At 41.3% G+C, this 17,819-nt stretch carries 17 protein-coding genes; 14 read left to right on the top strand and 3 right to left on the bottom strand.

The features are described from left to right. Positions 1-119 precede the first annotated feature (119 nt). The 3 genes from SANK73390_RS19210 to SANK73390_RS19220 are packed head-to-tail and all read right to left on the bottom strand — an operon-like array spanning position 120 to position 3,523. Complete coding sequence (locus SANK73390_RS19210; protein WP_462767974.1) at positions 120-602, bottom strand: FKBP-type peptidyl-prolyl cis-trans isomerase; 483 nt, start codon at positions 600-602, stop codon at positions 120-122. Further along, the gene (locus SANK73390_RS19215) at positions 602-3,019 is read right to left on the bottom strand and encodes a Lon protease family protein (RefSeq protein WP_462767975.1); all 2,418 of its coding nucleotides are present in this window, start codon (positions 3,017-3,019) and stop codon (positions 602-604) included. The genes SANK73390_RS19210 and SANK73390_RS19215 overlap by 1 nt, the downstream gene beginning before the upstream one ends. Before the next feature lie 45 nt (positions 3,020-3,064). Then, positions 3,065-3,523, bottom strand: a complete 459-nt coding sequence (locus SANK73390_RS19220) for a zinc ribbon-containing protein (RefSeq protein ID WP_261592452.1) — start codon at positions 3,521-3,523, stop codon at positions 3,065-3,067. Between the two features lie 173 nt (positions 3,524-3,696). Here SANK73390_RS19220 and leuS point away from each other — a divergent pair, with 173 nt between their 5' ends. From leuS to SANK73390_RS19290, 14 genes are all read left to right on the top strand, one after another. Beyond that, positions 3,697-6,285 carry a leucine--tRNA ligase gene (gene leuS, locus SANK73390_RS19225; RefSeq protein ID WP_462767976.1) on the top strand — a complete coding sequence of 863 codons (2,589 nt, stop codon included), beginning with the start codon at positions 3,697-3,699 and terminating at the stop codon, positions 6,283-6,285. Between the two features lies 1 nt (position 6,286). After that, the gene (locus SANK73390_RS19230; protein ID WP_462767977.1) at positions 6,287-6,787 is read left to right on the top strand and encodes an LPS-assembly lipoprotein LptE; all 501 of its coding nucleotides are present in this window, start codon (positions 6,287-6,289) and stop codon (positions 6,785-6,787) included. Further along, complete coding sequence (gene holA, locus SANK73390_RS19235; RefSeq protein ID WP_462767978.1) at positions 6,787-7,824, top strand: DNA polymerase III subunit delta; 1,038 nt, start codon at positions 6,787-6,789, stop codon at positions 7,822-7,824. Before SANK73390_RS19230 ends, holA begins: the two co-directional genes overlap by 1 nt. A gap of 4 nt (positions 7,825-7,828) precedes the next feature. Beyond that, positions 7,829-8,458: a nicotinate-nucleotide adenylyltransferase gene (nadD, locus tag SANK73390_RS19240; RefSeq protein ID WP_462767979.1), complete on the top strand. Its 630-nt coding sequence runs from the start codon at positions 7,829-7,831 to the stop codon at positions 8,456-8,458. A 55-nt stretch (positions 8,459-8,513) separates the two neighbouring features. Further along, positions 8,514-8,831, top strand: a complete 318-nt coding sequence (rsfS, locus tag SANK73390_RS19245) for a ribosome silencing factor (protein WP_261592457.1) — start codon at positions 8,514-8,516, stop codon at positions 8,829-8,831. Between the two features lie 3 nt (positions 8,832-8,834). Then, positions 8,835-9,305: a 23S rRNA (pseudouridine(1915)-N(3))-methyltransferase RlmH gene (gene rlmH / locus SANK73390_RS19250; RefSeq protein WP_261592458.1), complete on the top strand. Its 471-nt coding sequence runs from the start codon at positions 8,835-8,837 to the stop codon at positions 9,303-9,305. A gap of 11 nt (positions 9,306-9,316) precedes the next feature. Further along, positions 9,317-11,185, top strand: a complete 1,869-nt coding sequence (gene mrdA / locus SANK73390_RS19255; protein ID WP_261592459.1) for a penicillin-binding protein 2 — start codon at positions 9,317-9,319, stop codon at positions 11,183-11,185. Next, complete coding sequence (gene rodA, locus SANK73390_RS19260; RefSeq protein ID WP_261592460.1) at positions 11,182-12,291, top strand: rod shape-determining protein RodA; 1,110 nt, start codon at positions 11,182-11,184, stop codon at positions 12,289-12,291. Before mrdA ends, rodA begins: the two co-directional genes overlap by 4 nt. Beyond that, entirely contained in the window at positions 12,288-13,052 is a 765-nt protein-coding gene (locus SANK73390_RS19265) for a septal ring lytic transglycosylase RlpA family protein (protein WP_462767980.1), read from the top strand. The genes rodA and SANK73390_RS19265 overlap by 4 nt, the downstream gene beginning before the upstream one ends. Before the next feature lie 45 nt (positions 13,053-13,097). Beyond that, positions 13,098-14,261: a serine hydrolase gene (locus tag SANK73390_RS19270; RefSeq protein WP_462767981.1), complete on the top strand. Its 1,164-nt coding sequence runs from the start codon at positions 13,098-13,100 to the stop codon at positions 14,259-14,261. 151 nt (positions 14,262-14,412) lie between these two features. Then, on the top strand, positions 14,413-14,691 hold the full coding sequence (gene ybeD, locus SANK73390_RS19275) for a DUF493 family protein YbeD (RefSeq protein ID WP_462767982.1): 279 nt from the start codon (positions 14,413-14,415) through the stop codon (positions 14,689-14,691). A 17-nt stretch (positions 14,692-14,708) separates the two neighbouring features. Then, positions 14,709-15,362 carry a lipoyl(octanoyl) transferase LipB gene (lipB, locus tag SANK73390_RS19280; RefSeq protein WP_261592464.1) on the top strand — a complete coding sequence of 218 codons (654 nt, stop codon included), beginning with the start codon at positions 14,709-14,711 and terminating at the stop codon, positions 15,360-15,362. After that, positions 15,359-16,324, top strand: a complete 966-nt coding sequence (gene lipA / locus SANK73390_RS19285) for a lipoyl synthase (protein ID WP_462767983.1) — start codon at positions 15,359-15,361, stop codon at positions 16,322-16,324. The genes lipB and lipA overlap by 4 nt, the downstream gene beginning before the upstream one ends. 262 nt (positions 16,325-16,586) lie before the next feature. Continuing rightward, the gene (locus tag SANK73390_RS19290) at positions 16,587-17,792 is read left to right on the top strand and encodes an aromatic amino acid transport family protein (RefSeq protein WP_462767984.1); all 1,206 of its coding nucleotides are present in this window, start codon (positions 16,587-16,589) and stop codon (positions 17,790-17,792) included. The last annotated feature ends 27 nt before the right edge of the window (positions 17,793-17,819 follow it).

Genomic DNA, 17,819 nt, shown 5'->3' on the forward strand with positions numbered 1-17,819 from the left:
TACAGCAAAGATCAACAGCCCCTAATTACACGTAATTTAAAAGCCTAAGTTATGAAATAAGTAACTTTAATTCTGGTTAAGCAAACTTAAGCTTTAAATCAATATCATATTTCGTTTGGTTAAGACTCGATTGCCAACAACTCTACTTCAAAAATAAGCAGTGAACCAGGCTCTATTTTACCTGCGGCCCTATCGCCATAACCCAAATCAGGTCCGATATAAAAGCGAAATTTATCGCCCTCTTTCATTAACTGAACCCCTTCTGTCCAACCTGGGATCACCTGATTTAGGCCAAAACTGATAGGGCTATCACGCAACACTGAGCTGTCAAATACTGAGCCATCAGCTAAAGTGCCATGATAATGCACTTTAACTTTGCTTGTGGCTATTGGATGCACTTCACCACTGCCTTGCGTAAGCACCTCATATTGCAGCCCTGACTCTGTGATTTGCATATTAGGCTTATCTGCATTTTGCGCTAAAAATGCTTCTGCCGCTTTGCGGTTAAAAGTCGCAGATTGTTTTTGCTGTTTAGACTGTTTGTACACAAACCCCGCTATAAGCAAAATAACAACTAATAAAACAATGTTAGTAGTAGACATTAGGCATCCTTCTCTTTTACGTTGTCATCGTCTTTATCTTCGCCATTAACCACATTAGCAATATGTTGCAATCGCGCCAGAGCCAACGCATTAATACTGCCTGAAGGGTAGCTTCCCTCTTTTAACTTACCCGCAGGTTTGTCTATTAAAAGGGTTAATGCTTCATCCACACTCTCAACCGCATAGATATTAAACTTACCTGCTGCAACAGCATCAACAATTTCATCATCTAGCACCAAATTTACTCTGTTTGAATTAGGAATAATCACTCCTTGCTCACTGGTTAATCCTCTCATTTTGCATAACTTGAAGAAACCTTCAATTTTTTCATTTACACCACCAACCGCCTGCACTTCGCCATGCTGGTTAATAGAACCAGTTAACGCAAGAGACTGATTAATAGGTAATTTTGTTATCGCCGAGATAAGACCACAAAGCTCAGCAAGCGAAGCACTGTCTCCATCAATATAGCCATAACTTTGTTCTATTGCGATATTAGCACTGAGTGTGAGCGCAAAATCTTGCGCATATTTATTACCTAGATACCCTGTTAATAACATCACCCCTTTAGAGTGAATTGCCTTACCAAGTTCAGCTTCTCGTTCAACGTCTATAACCCCGTCAGCACCTGCATAAACGGTCGCGGTAATACGTGCAGGCGTACCAAAGGCAGTATCACCTATATGTAATACAGTTAAGCCATTCACTTTGCCTACTGCTTTACCAGATGTGGCTATAAGCGTATGCCCTTCTTGTATATCACTGAGCATATTTTCGCTTAATTGACCGGTACGGTATTGCTTGCCAGCTACCGCTTCGTCAATATGTTCAGCATCAATTGTCGTCACATTATCTTGTTTGGCATAAAAGCTAGCTTCCGCAACAAGTTCAAGCACATCCGCAAAACGCGCAGATAGCTTAGTATGGTGCTCAGCCTGTCGGTAACTAAATTTAAGCAAGCGAACAAATGCTTGCTCCGTCAACGTGCAATTCAAAGTGCTATTGGCATACTCTTGAACCTTAGTCACAAACTGATATTGCATTTTATCTGAGCTTGGTAAGTAATAATCAAAATCAGCTAGTACTCGAAACAACTCTGCAAACTCTTCATCATACTCACCGATGGTGTAATACAAGTCACGTGAGCCCAACAAAATAATTTTAACATCAAGCGGAATAAGCTGCGGTTTAAGTGTAAAGCTACTCCCCACAGAATTATCTTGATAAGGTAAGTCATTTTTAATTTGATGGGTTTTTAATGAAAGCTTAAGGCCATCCCATACTTGTGGGTTTGCAAGTACCTTTTCAGCATCCATTATTAAGTAACCACCATTAGCACGATGCAATGCCCCTGCTTGAATGGAGCGGTAGCTTGTGATCAACGTGCCCTGCGATGTGGCATATTCAACTTTACCAAAAATGTTACCAAAGGTAGGGTTTGGTTCATACACCACAGGGGCTGGGTCGCCATCTTTATATTCAACTAAAATATTTGGTGCAAAGAAGTCACTCAGCATACCTTTAGAATCAAAGTCGTCTTTGTTTTCTTCACTGCTGGCGTCATCATCTAACCACTCAAGTACTGCATCCACTATTTCAGTACGTAAATCTTTGAGATAACGCACCACCCCAATGTGACTGGCATATTTATGTTCTAAGGTACGTAACAGAGGCTTGGTCGCCATTTCTACAGTAGATTTTTTCAAGTTCCGAAGCGTTTCTGAAGATTCTCTTTTCCAGCGAGGTAACTCTATTAACGCTTCAATTAAAGCATCTTCTAACTTTTCAATGGCATCTATAAAGTGCGACTGAAGCTCCTCATCAAGCGCAGCAAACTCATTATCGTTTAACTGCTTACCATCAACGACAGGAGCAAACCCCACCAAGTTACTTTCTTCTAATAACGCGACACTTTTGTCTGCTGCCAACTGTTCTACCGCCGTTAAAGCAGCGTTATATTTATTATCGAAATCTCGGTCTATGGACTTCTTTTTCCGTTGATAACCAGGATTATCAAATGCAGCAGGAAATGTATCTGCCACCTCGTCTAAAAACTCATCAATATCATCTTCAAGCTCTTTACTTTGACCTGCTTGCATAAACATGGCGATGGGCTCTCGGTGATCATCGTAATTATTTACATACAACCACTCTTTAGGCGTTTGTCGAGTTTTACTATGTGCCTCGAGTTTGTCTTTGACCATGGTAAAACGGCCAAGCGCAGCTTCACCCATAACAAATACATTATACCCAGGCAACTCCATACCCAACGCAAAATCTAAGGCACTTTGTGCGCGTTGTTGACCAATAAAGGGGAGCGCTTCTGGATACGGATTTTGCATGCATGATTGCACATGAGAAACAGACACCGACGGCGCAAGCGCGTCGGTTAACAATGGTGATATTTTTTTGGTCATTCCTAACTTCTTATTTCTAAACGCTAACTACTATCAAGCTAGGTTTTATGGGGATAATGCTTTACGTATAAACTCATCATGCCCACACTCTGAGCAGGACATAATTTCACTGGCGTAAAATACATCCAATTTATTGTCGCAATTCTTACATACTAATTGCCCCATGGCTATCCATTCTCCGCACTTGTATGTACCTTTGTGGTTGAAGTCTTGCACCAATGCTTGCCACTCTAACTGAGTTCTATCCTCTAACTGCGCCAATTCATACCATATAGATGCCTTTAGCTCTTGCCATGCCAAATCATCATAATACTTTTGGTGTTCTTTAAGATGCGCTAAATCTCGGTTTAGATAACTTTTGTACAATGCCAGTTTCTCTTGTGATAACTGCTTTAAAGCACTCTGATGTTCAATGAATTTCTCAACTAAATCATCTACCTCATGATCTTTAACATCATTAACCCAATCAATAAATTGGCTAAGCCATGATTTGTAACTTGACATGCCATACTCCGTTTTTGCTGTATTAACTTAACTATAGCTTATGAGGTAAGCGTTGTTGTTTTATGCTTGACTCAAATGCTTAAAAATGCGCTGTAGCTACTGTGAATCAATGCTTTTTTCGGGTATGCTATCGGGCAATTTTCTATCAATTTGCAAGAAGTCTGGAAACGTAGATGCAAGAGCAATATAACCCGCAAGACATAGAGTCAAAAGTCCAACAGTACTGGGAACAAAATAAGACATTTAAAGTTGTCGAAGACGAGAGCAAAGAGAAGTATTACTGCCTCTCAATGTTTCCATACCCAAGTGGTCGACTGCACATGGGTCACGTTCGTAACTACACTATTGGTGATGTAGTTTCTCGCTTTCAACGCTTGCAAGGTAAAAACGTTATGCAACCTATGGGTTGGGATGCGTTTGGTCTACCCGCTGAAAATGCCGCCATTAAAAATAATACAGCGCCTGCTAAATGGACCTACGAAAATATTGATTATATGCGCGACCAATTAAAGCAACTTGGCTTTGGCTATGATTGGGATCGTGAAATAGCCACTTGTCACCCTGAATACTATAAATGGGAGCAGTGGTTTTTCACAAAATTGTATGAAAAAGGTCTCGTTTATAAAAAAATGTCCACCGTAAACTGGGACCCAGTAGACCAAACAGTACTTGCCAATGAGCAAGTTATTGACGGTAAAGGATGGCGTTCTGGCGCGGTGGTTGAGCAAAAAGAGATCCCACAATGGTTTATTAAAATCACTGATTATGCCCAAGAGCTACTTGATGATTTAGACAAGTTAGACGATTGGCCTGAACAAGTTAAAACCATGCAACGTAATTGGATTGGTCGCTCTGAAGGCTTAGAAATAGACTTTAAACGCGCAGATAATAGCGACGTATTTACAATTTACACAACGCGCCCAGATACCTTTATGGGTGTAACTTATGTTGGTGTTGCCGCAGGTCACCCCATCGCACAAGAAGCCGCGAAAAATAATGCCGCTATCGCCGCTTTTGTAGAAGAGTGTAAAAACACCAAAGTTGCTGAAGCTGATATGGCAACAATGGACAAAAAAGGTATTGATACGGGTTTTAAAGCGATTCACCCATTAACAGGCAAAGAAGTGCCAATTTGGGTTGCTAACTTTGTATTGATGGATTACGGCTCTGGTGCCGTAATGGCCGTACCAGGACACGACCAACGTGACTTTGAATTTGCTACAGCATATGGCCTTGAGATAAAACAAGTTATTGCGCCTGAACAAGGTTCTGAATTAACAGCCGACATCAATACAGAAGCATTTACTGAAAAAGGCATATTAATCAATTCAGGTGAATTTGATGGGTTATCATTTAAAGCCGCTTTTGAGGCTATTGCAGACAAACTAGAAGCACAAAGTGCAGGTAAACGTAAAGTCAACTTCCGTCTAAGAGATTGGGGAGTTAGTCGTCAGCGTTATTGGGGCTCTCCAATTCCAATGCTAAGCGATGAAAATGGCAAAGAGATTGCTGCAACTGGGGATATGCTGCCAGTACGCTTACCTGAAGACGTAGTTATGAATGGGGTAACATCACCAATCAAAGCAGACCCTGAATGGGCAAAAACCACCGTTAATGGTGCGGCTGCTTTTCATGAAACGGATACTTTCGATACCTTTATGGAATCATCTTGGTATTACGCACGCTACTGTAGCCCTCGCTATGACGAAGGAATGTTAGAACCCGGCGCTGCAAATTACTGGTTACCAGTAAACCAATACATTGGTGGAATCGAGCATGCTATTTTACACCTATTATATTCTCGCTTTTTCCATAAACTATTACGTGATTTTGGACTAGTAAACTCAGATGAGCCATTTGAGCGTTTACTGTGCCAAGGTATGGTATTAGCAGAAACCTTCTACCGTAAAGATGAAAAAGGCGGTGATATCTGGATCTCACCCACTGATGTAGAAACAGAAACAGACGACAAAGGTCGTGTTACAAAGGCTTGGCACAAAGATGACGGCCAGCCGGTATTCTCATCAGGCATGAGTAAAATGTCAAAGTCGAAGAATAATGGTATTGATCCACAAACTGTTATCAAACAGTACGGTGCTGATACAGTTCGCTTATTTATGATGTTTACCGCACCGCCGGAGCAAACGTTAGAATGGTCAGATTCAGGCGTTGAAGGCGCACATCGCTTCCTTAAACGTGTTTGGAAATATGCAGTGGACGTTAACGCGACAGGTAAAGCTGAATTAGACACAAGTGCATTAAATAGCAATCAAAAAGTATTGCGTCGTGAAGTACACAAAGCCATCGCAAAAGTCACTGATGATTTATCACGTCGTCAAACATTCAATACTGCAATTGCCGCAATCATGGAGCTATCGAATAAGTTGGCTAAAGCGCCCCTTAAAGATACGCAAGATATTGCCATTGCAAATGAAGCACTGCACGCCATCGTCATTATGCTTGCCCCAATTGCACCACATATGTGTCATGAGCTTTGGGCTGAACTTGGCTTTGAGTCAGATATTCTCGATGCTGCTTGGCCAAATGTTGATGAGTCAGCATTAGTTGAAGATGAGAAGCTGATTATTGTGCAAGTTAATGGCAAGCTGCGCGCCAAACTAACCGTTGCCGCAGATGCAACACAAGAGCAGGTTGAAGCAATCGCATTTGCAGAAGAGAACGTCACCAAGTTCACTGATGATAAAACAATTCGTAAAGTGATTTATGTGCCAGGTAAGCTCCTTAACGTGGTAGCAAACTAAGATGCGCTTTAGTGCTTTTATCAAACACGGATTAGCGCTTGCGCTAGTCTGTGTTTTGTTATCTAGCTGTGGCTTTCATTTAAAGAAAGCCTCTTACCTCCCTATTGAAATGCGCACATTGCAGCTAAGTGGAGATGATACTCGCGCTCAGCTTTATGAGCTGCTAGTTGACGACTTACAACAAGCCAAAGTGACGCTCACCACTGAACAACAAAACAATAGTCAAATAGCTAAACTGCATCTATACCGTGATACTTTAGATAAGCAAACACTGAGCTTGTTTAAAAATGGTCAGGTTGCGCAGTATCAGCTTTCTTATGGCGTCTCTTATCGGTTAACCCGTCCAAATCAAGAACCAATAGAACAAAGTTTTGAGTTATATCGCAATTATAAGGACGACCCAGATAACGCTCTGGCAAAATCCAAGGAACTTGATTTATTACTCAATGAACTGCGCCAATTAGCAAGCAAACGTATTGTCCGCGAGTTGTCACAACTGTAATGCGCTACTATGCCAATCAACTAAGTAACCAACTAAAGCAAACATTAGCACCATTTTATATGGTGTTTGGCGAAGAGCCTTACCAAGAAGCCAGCTGTGTACAGCAAATCAAACACACTGCAAAAAAACAAGGGTTTGATGAAGTCATTAAATTCACTTTGTTATCTGGCTTTGATTGGCAAGAGCTAATCGCCCAATATAACAGCATGTCGCTGTTTAGTGCCCGTACCCTCATTGAATTTGATTTAAACCAGCAAAAACCAGGTACTCAGGGAAGCCAAGCTTTTAAGCTTTTGACCGAACAGCCAAACCCTGATGTCATAATCATTGTAAAAGGTGCCAAAGCAGGACAGGATATACAGCGTAGCGCTTGGTTTAAAGCGCTAGATAAACAGGGTGTTTTTGTCCCATGTTATCCACTGACTGGTAACCACTTAGCACGCTGGCTTGATGAACAATGTAAAAGATTAAAGTTGAATTTAGCGCATGATGCAAAACGCAGTTTACTACATGCAACCGAAGGTAACTTGCTAGCCACACATCAAGAACTTGAAAAACTGTCTTTACTTTATAAGTCAGATCCAATTGATCAGACTCAGGTATTAACAGGCCTGCTTAACCAAGCTAAATTTGATATTTTCGACTTAAATAGCGCCCTACTCAATGGCAATACAAAGCAGATTATCAAGGTTATGCTTAAACTTGCCAGTGACAATGTGGAGCCGACAAGCATTGTTTGGAACTTAAACAAAGAAGCGCAAACCTTACGAGACTTAAAACAAGGGTTACAGCAGGGCCAGAATATAAGCCAATTGTTTAAACAAAACGGCATATGGAAAAACCAACAAGCCGCAACATCACAGGCTGTTGAGCGGCTCACCTTGGCACACATTGAACAGATAATCCTATTGCTAGCACAGTTTGATGTGGCATATAAACGAGCACAATTAGTATCACCCTATCAGGCTCTGGCACATATCGCCTTGTCATTTTGCCAGCCTATTGAGTTTCAACTTCCTTACCAACACATTAATTAGCATTATGATTGCTTTATTTGGCGGAACCTTCGACCCAATTCACCTTGGTCATTTAAATATGGCACATCAGTGCGTCGAAGAATTAAAACTAACACAACTGTATTTTTTACCCTGCGCCGTGCCAGTTCATAAAATGCAACCTGGCATTACAGATGCGCACCGTTTAGCAATGCTATCTCTGGCTATAAAAGACAACACAAAGTTTTCAATAGACCATAGGGAGATAAGTAGACAAGGCCCATCGTATTCTTTATTAAGTCTAAAGGAATGTCGCGCTGAACACCCTAATACCCCTTTGCTATTTTTAATGGGTATGGATTCATTTAATAGCTTACCCAGTTGGTTTGAATGGCAAGAAATCACCTCGCTTTGCCACATCATCGTTTACCAACGCCCTTACGAGCGCCTATCAAATCAAGCAAAACTGGCGCAATATTTAAAAGTTTCAAAAACTTCACATATCGAAGCACTCAACCAGCAAATTGGTGGGTTATGTTACTTTTTAACCGGTAGTACCTTTAATGCAGCATCAAGCGATATACGTAAGCGCATAAAAAATAGTGAAAATATGAAACATTTACTCAACAGTAGGGTCATAGACTACATTAATGAGTATCACCTGTATGCTGAATAAGCCTTTGAGCTGTGTTAGAATCGCCGATTATTTTATTTAGTGAAGAGAAACAAACTTGAATTCTGAACAACTTTTAGACTTTGCCTTAGACAAAGTGGATGATATGAAAGCCCGCGATGTTGTTAAACTAGATGTACGTGATATATCTTCTGTGACAGATTATTTAGTTATCTGCTCTGGAAACTCAAAACGTCATGTCCAATCCATTGCTGATCACGTTGCCAAAGAGGCGCGCCATGCAGGTGAGGAGCCTATGGGTCAAGAAGGGCTAGATATTGGCGAGTGGGCATTGGTTGATTTAGGTGACGTTGTTGTGCACGTTATGCAAGATCAAACTCGTAGTTTATATGACCTTGAGAAACTTTGGGGCTAAGCTTTGAAAATTCAGTTAGTCGCTGTAGGGACGAAAATGCCCGCTTGGGTTGAAACAGGTTTCAAAGAGTACCAACGTCGTTTTCCCAAAGATATGGCACTGGAACTTATCGAGATCCCAGCAGGTAAACGCGGCAAAAATGCAGATATAAAACGCATCTTACACATTGAAGGTGAAAAAACCCTTGCTGCTATCCCTAAAGGGAATCGCATTGTAACGCTTGAAGTTACAGGTAATCCTTGGGATACGCATCAACTTGCTAATCATATGCAAAAGTGGCAATTAGATGGTCGGGACATTAGTTTATTGATTGGCGGGCCGGAGGGCTTAGCACCTGAGTGCATTGCAGCCTCAGAGCAAAAGTGGTCGCTGTCTAATTTAACGCTACCACATCCTTTAGTACGTATTATTGTTGCAGAAAGTCTCTATCGTGGATGGAGCTTAAACAACAATCACCCTTATCATAGAGAGTAGTTAACTAAAAAATGCTAAAAAGAAGGCCTACGATCCGTGACCATTCAGCCGAAGCAAATTTGTTTGCTCGTCGAGCTTTCATTGGATTTGTTTTTGTAGTTTCTTTAATCGGCATTTTAATAATGAATGTCTATAACCTTCAAGTTGTTGACTTCGATACTTACAAAACTCGCTCAAATGATAACCGTATAAAAGTCATTCCTATCGCACCTAACCGTGGGTTAATCTACGATCGAAATGGTGTGTTGCTGGCTGAAAACCGCCCAGTCTATAATTTAGAAGTCGTACCTGAAGATGTTAAAGATCTAAACAAAAGCCTCTCACAAATTAGCCAGTTACTTGCAATTTCCGAGCAGCAAATAAGTGATTTCATAGAAGATATTAGCAACAACCGTCGCTTTAAAAGTCAGATACTTAAAGCTCGCTTAAACGAAAAGGAGGTAGCTGTTTTTTCGGTTAATCAGCATAAATTCCCTGGTTTTAGTGTTGAAGCGCGCTTGTCTCGTTACTACCCATATGGCGATACACTTACTCATGCACTGGGTTATGTCGCAAAACTCAACAAAACCGAGTTGGCAGAACTTGAACGCCAAGAGCGAGATACCAATTATCGCGCAACCTATGATATTGGCAAACTTGGTATAGAAAAATACTATGAACAACAACTTCATGGGACCGTTGGCTCACAGCGTGTAGAAGTAAACAACCGTGGCAGAGTATTACGCACTTTAAGTGTAGAGCCACCTATTCCAGGACAAGACCTGGTGTTAACTTTGGACATCGGCCTACAGCAAATAGTACAACATGCATTAAAAGATACCCGAGGGGCTGTAATTGCTATCGACCCAAAAGACGGGGGAATTTTAGCGTTGTACTCAAATCCCAGTTACGACCCAAACCTATTTGTACATGGCATAAGTAGTGAGAATTACAAGCAGCTGCTAAATGAAGATAGACCACTTATTAACCGTGTAACACAAGGCCGCTATCCTCCAGCGTCTACAATAAAGCCCCACTTAGCAATTCTGGGCTTAGAAGAAGGCTTGGTAACAGAAGACTCTACAATTTGGGACCCTGGATTTTTTCAAATTCCAAACGTTGATCATAAATGGCGAGACTGGAAACGTTGGGGTCATGGCCATGTAGACGTTTATACAGCCATTGAAGAGTCTTGTGACACTTATTACTATCGCATTGCCTATAAGCTCGGCATAAGTAAAATTGCTAATTTTATGGACCAATTTGGCTTTGGCGACTTATCTGGTATCGACATTCATGAAGAAACTGCAGCAATACTACCCACAGTAGAATGGAAACGGGCTCGCTTCAAAGAAAACTGGTGGCCAGGTGACACTATTTCTGTTGGTATCGGACAAGGCTATTGGACAGCAACACCCATTCAAATAGCCAACTCGGTAAGCATTTTAGTTAATAAAGGAGCTCACCGACAACCTCACTTAGTGCAAGTAGCTAAACAGGAAGAGGCAGTGACACATTTGTTCACAGAGGAAAAGCCCCCGGTTCAACTCAAAAACCCACATCATTGGCAAATTGCATTGGATGCGATGCATAATACAGTTATCAGAGGAACTGCACGCAGTGCATTTAAAGGCGCAACATATGACCCAGCGGGAAAAACTGGCACAGCACAGGTTGTCAGTATCGCCCAAGGCGAAAAATATGATGCTAAGAAGCTTAAAGAACGTCATAGAGATAATGCGGTTTATACCGGTTTTGCACCATTTAATGACCCGCAAATAGTCGTTGCTGTCGTCGTTGAGAATCAAAAAGCTGGCGGTAGCACGATTGCAGCACCCATAGCACGTCAGATGATGGACTATTACTTTTCTGCTTACCCTCTCGATACGGACTCACAATGACACCGCTGCATAATAAACGCACCATTTGGCAAAAAGTTCATTTAGATTGGCCTTTACTATTGGCATTAGTGTTAATGATGTTAGGTAGCCTGACAATTGTGTATAGCGCCAGTGGTCAAGATACCAATATGATGCTTCGCCATGCTACGCGCATGGCAGGTGCTGTTATTGCCCTTTTTTTTATGGCACAACTTTCTCCAAATACGTTAAAACGGATTGTCATACCCATGTACTTAGTGGGACTCGGTATGTTAGTTGCTGTACTGTTTGTTGGTGTCAGTAGTAAAGGGGCTCAACGCTGGCTAGATTTAGGTGTTACACGATTCCAACCCTCAGAAATAATGAAAATAGCTGTACCGATGATGGTTGCTTGGTACATTGGTCAACATCGCCTGCCACCGTCTATTTGGAATCTACTGGTCGGCTTTACAATCGTCATTGTGCCAACTTTTTTAATAAAAGAGCAGCCTGATTTAGGCACTTCAATTTTAATTGCCAGTTCAGGTATTTTTGTTCTATTTTTATCTGGCCTTAGTTGGCGCCTCATTGGTATGTTTACGCTATTGGCAGGCCCTGCGGGGTTGGCATTTTGGCATTATGGTATGCATGCATATCAAAAACAACGAGTATTGACGTTTCTAAACCCTGAAAGCGACCCACTTGGGGCTGGTTATCACATCATTCAATCCAAAATAGCCATTGGCTCAGGTGGCGTAGAAGGCAAAGGCTGGTTACAAGGTACTCAGTCTCAGTTAGAGTTTTTACCTGAAAGGCATACTGACTTTATTTTCTCTGTACTAAGTGAAGAGTTTGGTTTATTTGGTGTTGTCATGCTATTGAGCGTTTATCTATTTATAATTGGTCGAGGCCTGTATATTGCAGTAAATGCACAAGATGCATTTAGTAAACTATTAGCAGGTGCGCTCACCCTAACATTCTTTGTGTATGTCTTTGTTAATATTGGTATGGTTTCAGGGTTACTCCCTGTCGTAGGCGTCCCTTTACCGCTGATTAGTTACGGTGGAACATCAATGGTAACCTTAATGGCAGGCTTTGGCATTATTATGGCTATTGCAACAGATAAGAGGATGCTTTTAAAGTCATGAATAAAGTGCTGTTACAACTTGGCTGGTGTTTTATTTGCCTAGTACTGCTAAACGCCTGTAGCAATCGCTACCATATAAAACACGATAAAGCACCGCTAAGAGCCCCTACAGAGCTTGAAATGCAAGATGCTGTTGTAACCAATGAAGCAAAAAGTGTTAGCGCTGGTCGCCCTTATTCAGTTCTAGGCAAACGCTATACACCAATGTCAGATGAAAAAGGCTACCTTATGGAAGGGGTCGCGTCATGGTATGGCAGAAAGTTTCATGGCTATCACACATCAAATGGTGAAATTTTCAATATGTTTGATATGACAGCCGCTCATAAAACCTTACCCCTTCCAAGCTTTGTTAAAGTAACCAACCTAGACAACGGAAAAAGTGCCATAGTGAGAGTCAATGACCGAGGTCCTTTTCATGATGACCGACTTATTGACCTATCTTACGCGGCAGCATACAAACTAGGATATCACTTAAATGGTACAGCTAAAGTTAAGGTAGAAGCCATTACTCTTGAGCGCCAAACGCCACGTTTAACTTACATTCAAGTAGCAGCAGGTAGCCAATTAGATAAAATACAAGCCATCGCTCACGCATTAGAACAAAAAATGGCGCTTGATAATGTCATCACATTGGAAAATGGATTATATAAACTACGATTAGGGCCAATGGAAAGTGATAAACACGCACAATCTGTACTAAATAACTTGCGAAAAGGTGAATTCATCCAAGCCTTCTTGCTTTATAGTGATCAACAACTTTAGAATATTGCGGTGACGCTGACTAACTTAACCAAAATTGCGAGCATAATGACTTTATTAAAATCAAAATTTATTACTCAAATTTGTGGCCTAGTGTGCTGCGCCTCGATTTTTGCTGCCAACGCACAAATACTGCCATCCCCGCCTCAAGTTAACGCTAAAGGTTATTTTTTAGTTGACTTTACAACTGGCAAAGTGGTTGCTCAAGGCGAAGCCGATACTAAATTAGCGCCTGCTAGCTTAACTAAAATGATGACCAGTTACGTAATAGGAACTGAAATAAATGCAGGTAATATTGCTCCTAGTGATATGGTAACCATCAGTGAAAAAGCATGGGCTAAAAACTTTCCTGAGTCTTCAAAAATGTTTATCGAAGTAGGTAAACAAGTAAGCGTAGATGACCTCAACCGTGGAGTCATTATTCAATCAGGTAATGATGCCTGCGTAGCCCTTGCTGAGCACATCGCTGGCAGTGAAAGTGCTTTTGCTGATTTAATGAATGCACACGCAGAAAAATTAGGTATGAGCAATAGCCACTTTATAAATAGTCATGGACTAGATACTGATCAACACTATACAACTCCTAGAGATATGGCCACGCTTAGTGCAGCACTTATCCGTGATGTGCCAGATGAATATGCAATATACAAAGAAAAGTCTTTTACCTTTAATGGCATAAAACAATATAACCGTAATACGCTGCTTTGGGATGCGAGTTTAGATGTTGATGGCATAAAAACCGGCCACACATCTGAGGCAGGCTATAGTCTAGTAACGTCAGCAACCAAAGATGATATGCGCTTAATTGCCGTGGTCATGGGTACAGCGAGTGAACGAGCTCGTAAGGTTGAAAGTAAAAAGTTGTTGAACTACGGCTTTAGATTTTATGAGACAATCACACCGTATAAAGCAGGTGATAGCTTTGTTGAACAACGTATTTGGATGGGGAGTCAAGAGACAGTATCATTAGGTATTTTACAAGATACGCCAATTACGATTCCCCGTGGACAACGTAAAAACCTAAAAGCAAACTTTGAGCTAGATAAAACACTTGAAGCACCACTTGAAAAGGGCAGCAAAGTCGGTACTTTGTTTTTACAGCTTGAAGGTGAAGAAATTGCTCAATACCCCCTTGTTACACTTGAAGAAGTTGCAGAGGGTAGCTTCTTTTCTAAGATTTACGACTATTTACGTTTACAGATCGCCCAATAATTTAAAAAGTATAAATAAACGCCTCCTTCGTGAGGCGTTTTTTTTTATCACAAAAATGGTAGAATGCCGCCATTATGTTCGGTTAGAGAACCTAACCTAATGAGTTCAACTTGCAAATCAGCAAGCCCGTTCTAATAGTGAGGACACCGTTGTGGTAAAGCCAGTAGAAAATACTAAGTTTGACGAGTACTTAGACTTCCCATGCCCGTTCACCTTTAAAATCATGGGTGTGGCAAATGTGAACCTTACGGACCAAGTGTTAACTAAACTCCAAGCAATTGCACCAGGTGACTATGTGCCAAAAGTTAAGCCTAGTAGCAAAGGGACATATGAATCTATCACCGTAGTTGCCACAGTGACATCAAAAGAGCAAATTGAGCAAATTTACACCGATATTGGCTCATTGGAAGACGTACGTTACGTACTTTAATGAGCACAGCTAAGAATATGAGCCAATATAAAGTAATTGTGCGCCAGTTAGGTCGACGTAGCTACGAGCCAATTTGGCAAAAAATGCAAACTTACACCGATAAACGCGATGATAATAGCGCTGATGAGATCTGGCTAGTTGAACACGATAGTGTATTCACCCAAGGTCAGGCAGGTAAAGAGGAGCATTTACTCGCGCCAGGCGATATCCCAGTAATCAAGGTCGACCGTGGTGGTCAAGTTACTTACCATGGCCCCGGTCAGCAAATGATGTATGTATTGTTTAACTTACGCCGTTTAAAAATTGGTGTTCGAGAGCTTGTTACTTGGCTAGAACAGTGCATTATCGACTGTCTTGAAGAGTACAACATCATAGCTTACGCAAAAGCAGACGCACCGGGTGTGTACGTCAATGAGAGTAAAATTGCGTCTTTAGGGTTACGAGTACGCCGGGGCTGCTCTTTTCACGGCTTAGCACTGAATGTAAACATGGATATGTCTCCATTCTTAAGGATTAATCCATGTGGCTATGCCGGAATGAACATGGTACAAACAAGCGAATTAAATGGCCCAGACTCAATGGAAGAAGTCGCCAATGGGTTAGTCAAACACATGCTAAAACGTCTCAGTGCAGAGTCTGTTGAGCAAACACTAGGGTTTGAAAACGAATGAGTAAACCAGTAAAAATGGAGCCAGGGGTAAAACTTCGAGATGCTGAAAAAATGGCATTGATCCCCGTTAAAATACTTCCTACAGAACGACAAGAAATGCTACGTAAGCCTGATTGGTTAAAGATCCGTTTACCAAAATCAAGTGAGCGTATCGACGGTATAAAACATGCTATGCGTAAACACGGCTTGCACTCAGTATGTGAGGAGGCATCTTGTCCAAACCTTTCTGAATGCTTTAATCATGGCACAGCCACCTTCATGATTTTAGGCGCTATTTGTACGCGTCGTTGTCCATTTTGTGATGTTGCTCATGGCCGGCCACTCAAACCAGATGCCCAAGAGCCTGAAAAGTTAGCACTGACTATCAAAGATATGAAGTTAAGCTATGTGGTAATTACTTCTGTAGATAGAGATGACTTACGTGATGGTGGTGCTCAACACTTTGCGGACTGCATTACTGCGATTCGTAAACATAATCCTGATATCACAATTGAAATTTTAGTTCCTGACTTTCGTGGTCGTATGGACCGTGCTCTAGAAATTCTAACGCAAACCCCCCCAGATGTGTTTAATCACAACCTAGAAACAGCACCACGCCTATACAAATTGGCAAGACCCGGCGCTGATTATAAATGGTCTTTAGAATTGTTACGCCGATTTAAAGAAGCACACCCTGAAGTTAAAACAAAATCAGGATTAATGGTCGGCCTGGGTGAAGAAATCTCAGAGATTGAGCAAGTACTCCGTGACTTGCGGGAACATAATGTGGATATGCTCACCGTAGGCCAGTATTTGCAGCCTTCTAAGCATCATCTACCCGTAAAGCGATACGTGCCACCAGCCGAATTTGATGCTTTAAAAGAGTATGCTGATGAAATTGGCTTTACTCACGCAGCATCTGGGCCATTTGTTCGCTCAAGCTATCACGCAGATCAACAAGCTGCTGGTAAAGAAGTGAAGTAAACTTCATTTGAGCAAAAAGCGCCATGTGGCGCTTTTTTTGTGTCTAATAAATGTGTAATACCTATTTTATTGAAACATTAATCATTCTAGTGAGCTAAATTTCACGCTAACTTCTTTAGAAAAAACGGTGTCATTGCGCCTTAAATTACCCGTTCGTAAAACATAGATTACAATCGTTAACATTGATTTATAGCAAAACTATTTCAATTTATGACACACCAGTATATCTTGCTGAACTCTCTCACATATAAAGGAGCAATTTGTGCTTAAAAATAAAACACTGGGGAGTATGCTGATCGTTGCAGGTACAACCATAGGTGCAGGAATGTTAGCGCTACCGATTGCATCCGCAGGCTTAGGCTTTGCAACCGCATTAATATTAATCGTACTGTCTTGGTTGCTCATGACCTATACCGCTTTATTAATGCTTGAACTCCACCAGTATGCAAGTGCTGATGCAACGCTTAATACACTCGCTAAATCTCTACTAGGAAAGCGCGGGCAATATATTGCCAACTTCGCCATGGTGTTCTTATTTTATGCATTATGTGCTGCCTATATTGCTGGAGGTGGCGCACAGCTTCAAGACAAAATTAACAATGCATTAGGCGTTAATGTAGCCCCTCAAATTGGCTCCATATTGCTTGCTATCTTAGTTGCAAGCGTTGTAGCTGCTGGCACCAGTACAGTTGATAAGCTCAATAAAGTGCTATTTAGTATAAAAATTACAGTACTTGCCACTTTATTTTTTGTTTTAAGTCCCTATGTGCACGGTAAGTACCTACTTGATATGCCAATTCAACAAGGCTTAGTCGTTTCTGCGATTCCTGTTATTTTTACTTCTTTTGGCTTCCATGGCTCTATACCATCAATTGTGAAATATGTAGGGCTTGATATTAAATCGTTACGACGGGTTATGATGTTTGGCGCAGCGCTTCCTTTGACCATCTACGTTTTTTGGCAGCTTTTAAGTCAAGGCATAATGAGTCAACAAAGTTTAATGCAAAGTGAAGGGCTAACAGGGTTTGTCACGAACATATCCAGTATTGCTCACAATCCTCATATCAGTACTTTTGTAACTATATTTGCAGACTTGGCACTAGCAACATCTTTTCTAGGCGTGAGCCTTGGCCTCTTTGATTTCTTTGCTGATGCATTCAAAAAAGGCAATGGCAAACTTGATCGCGCAAAAACCGCACTAATTACTTTTTTACCCCCACTCGGGTTTGCATTATTTTATCCACAAGGGTTCATTATGGCACTTGGCTACGCTGCAATCGCACTTGTCATATTGGCTGTATTTCTACCTGTTGCTATGGTTTGGTCACAACGTCGCCAGGGTAGACAAACAGCTGGCTACCAAGTTAGGGGGGGAACGCTTGGACTTGCAGTTGCAGCTCTTTGCGGTATTTTAATTATCACAGCGCAAGGACTACAAATGACAGGTGTTACCCCGTCATTAGGATAAAAATACAATAAAGTAGTTACCCAGTAA

It is taken from the genome of Pseudoalteromonas sp. SANK 73390, assembly GCF_054966645.1.

What these genes read in the sequence shown, in the direction of transcription:
- SANK73390_RS19210 (WP_462767974.1), bottom strand. Translation starts at nt 602, where the DNA reads ATGTCTACTACTAACATTGTTTTATTAGTTGTTATTTTGCTTATAGCG.
- SANK73390_RS19215 (WP_462767975.1), bottom strand. Translation starts at nt 3,019, where the DNA reads ATGACCAAAAAAATATCACCATTGTTAACCGACGCGCTTGCGCCGTCG.
- SANK73390_RS19220 (WP_261592452.1), bottom strand. Translation starts at nt 3,523, where the DNA reads ATGTCAAGTTACAAATCATGGCTTAGCCAATTTATTGATTGGGTTAAT.
- leuS (WP_462767976.1), top strand. Translation starts at nt 3,697, where the DNA reads ATGCAAGAGCAATATAACCCGCAAGACATAGAGTCAAAAGTCCAACAG.
- SANK73390_RS19230 (WP_462767977.1), top strand. Translation starts at nt 6,287, where the DNA reads ATGCGCTTTAGTGCTTTTATCAAACACGGATTAGCGCTTGCGCTAGTC.
- holA (WP_462767978.1), top strand. Translation starts at nt 6,787, where the DNA reads ATGCGCTACTATGCCAATCAACTAAGTAACCAACTAAAGCAAACATTA.
- nadD (WP_462767979.1), top strand. Translation starts at nt 7,829, where the DNA reads ATGATTGCTTTATTTGGCGGAACCTTCGACCCAATTCACCTTGGTCAT.
- mrdA (WP_261592459.1), top strand. Translation starts at nt 9,317, where the DNA reads ATGCTAAAAAGAAGGCCTACGATCCGTGACCATTCAGCCGAAGCAAAT.
- rodA (WP_261592460.1), top strand. Translation starts at nt 11,182, where the DNA reads ATGACACCGCTGCATAATAAACGCACCATTTGGCAAAAAGTTCATTTA.
- SANK73390_RS19265 (WP_462767980.1), top strand. Translation starts at nt 12,288, where the DNA reads ATGAATAAAGTGCTGTTACAACTTGGCTGGTGTTTTATTTGCCTAGTA.
- SANK73390_RS19270 (WP_462767981.1), top strand. Translation starts at nt 13,098, where the DNA reads ATGACTTTATTAAAATCAAAATTTATTACTCAAATTTGTGGCCTAGTG.
- lipB (WP_261592464.1), top strand. Translation starts at nt 14,709, where the DNA reads ATGAGCCAATATAAAGTAATTGTGCGCCAGTTAGGTCGACGTAGCTAC.
- lipA (WP_462767983.1), top strand. Translation starts at nt 15,359, where the DNA reads ATGAGTAAACCAGTAAAAATGGAGCCAGGGGTAAAACTTCGAGATGCT.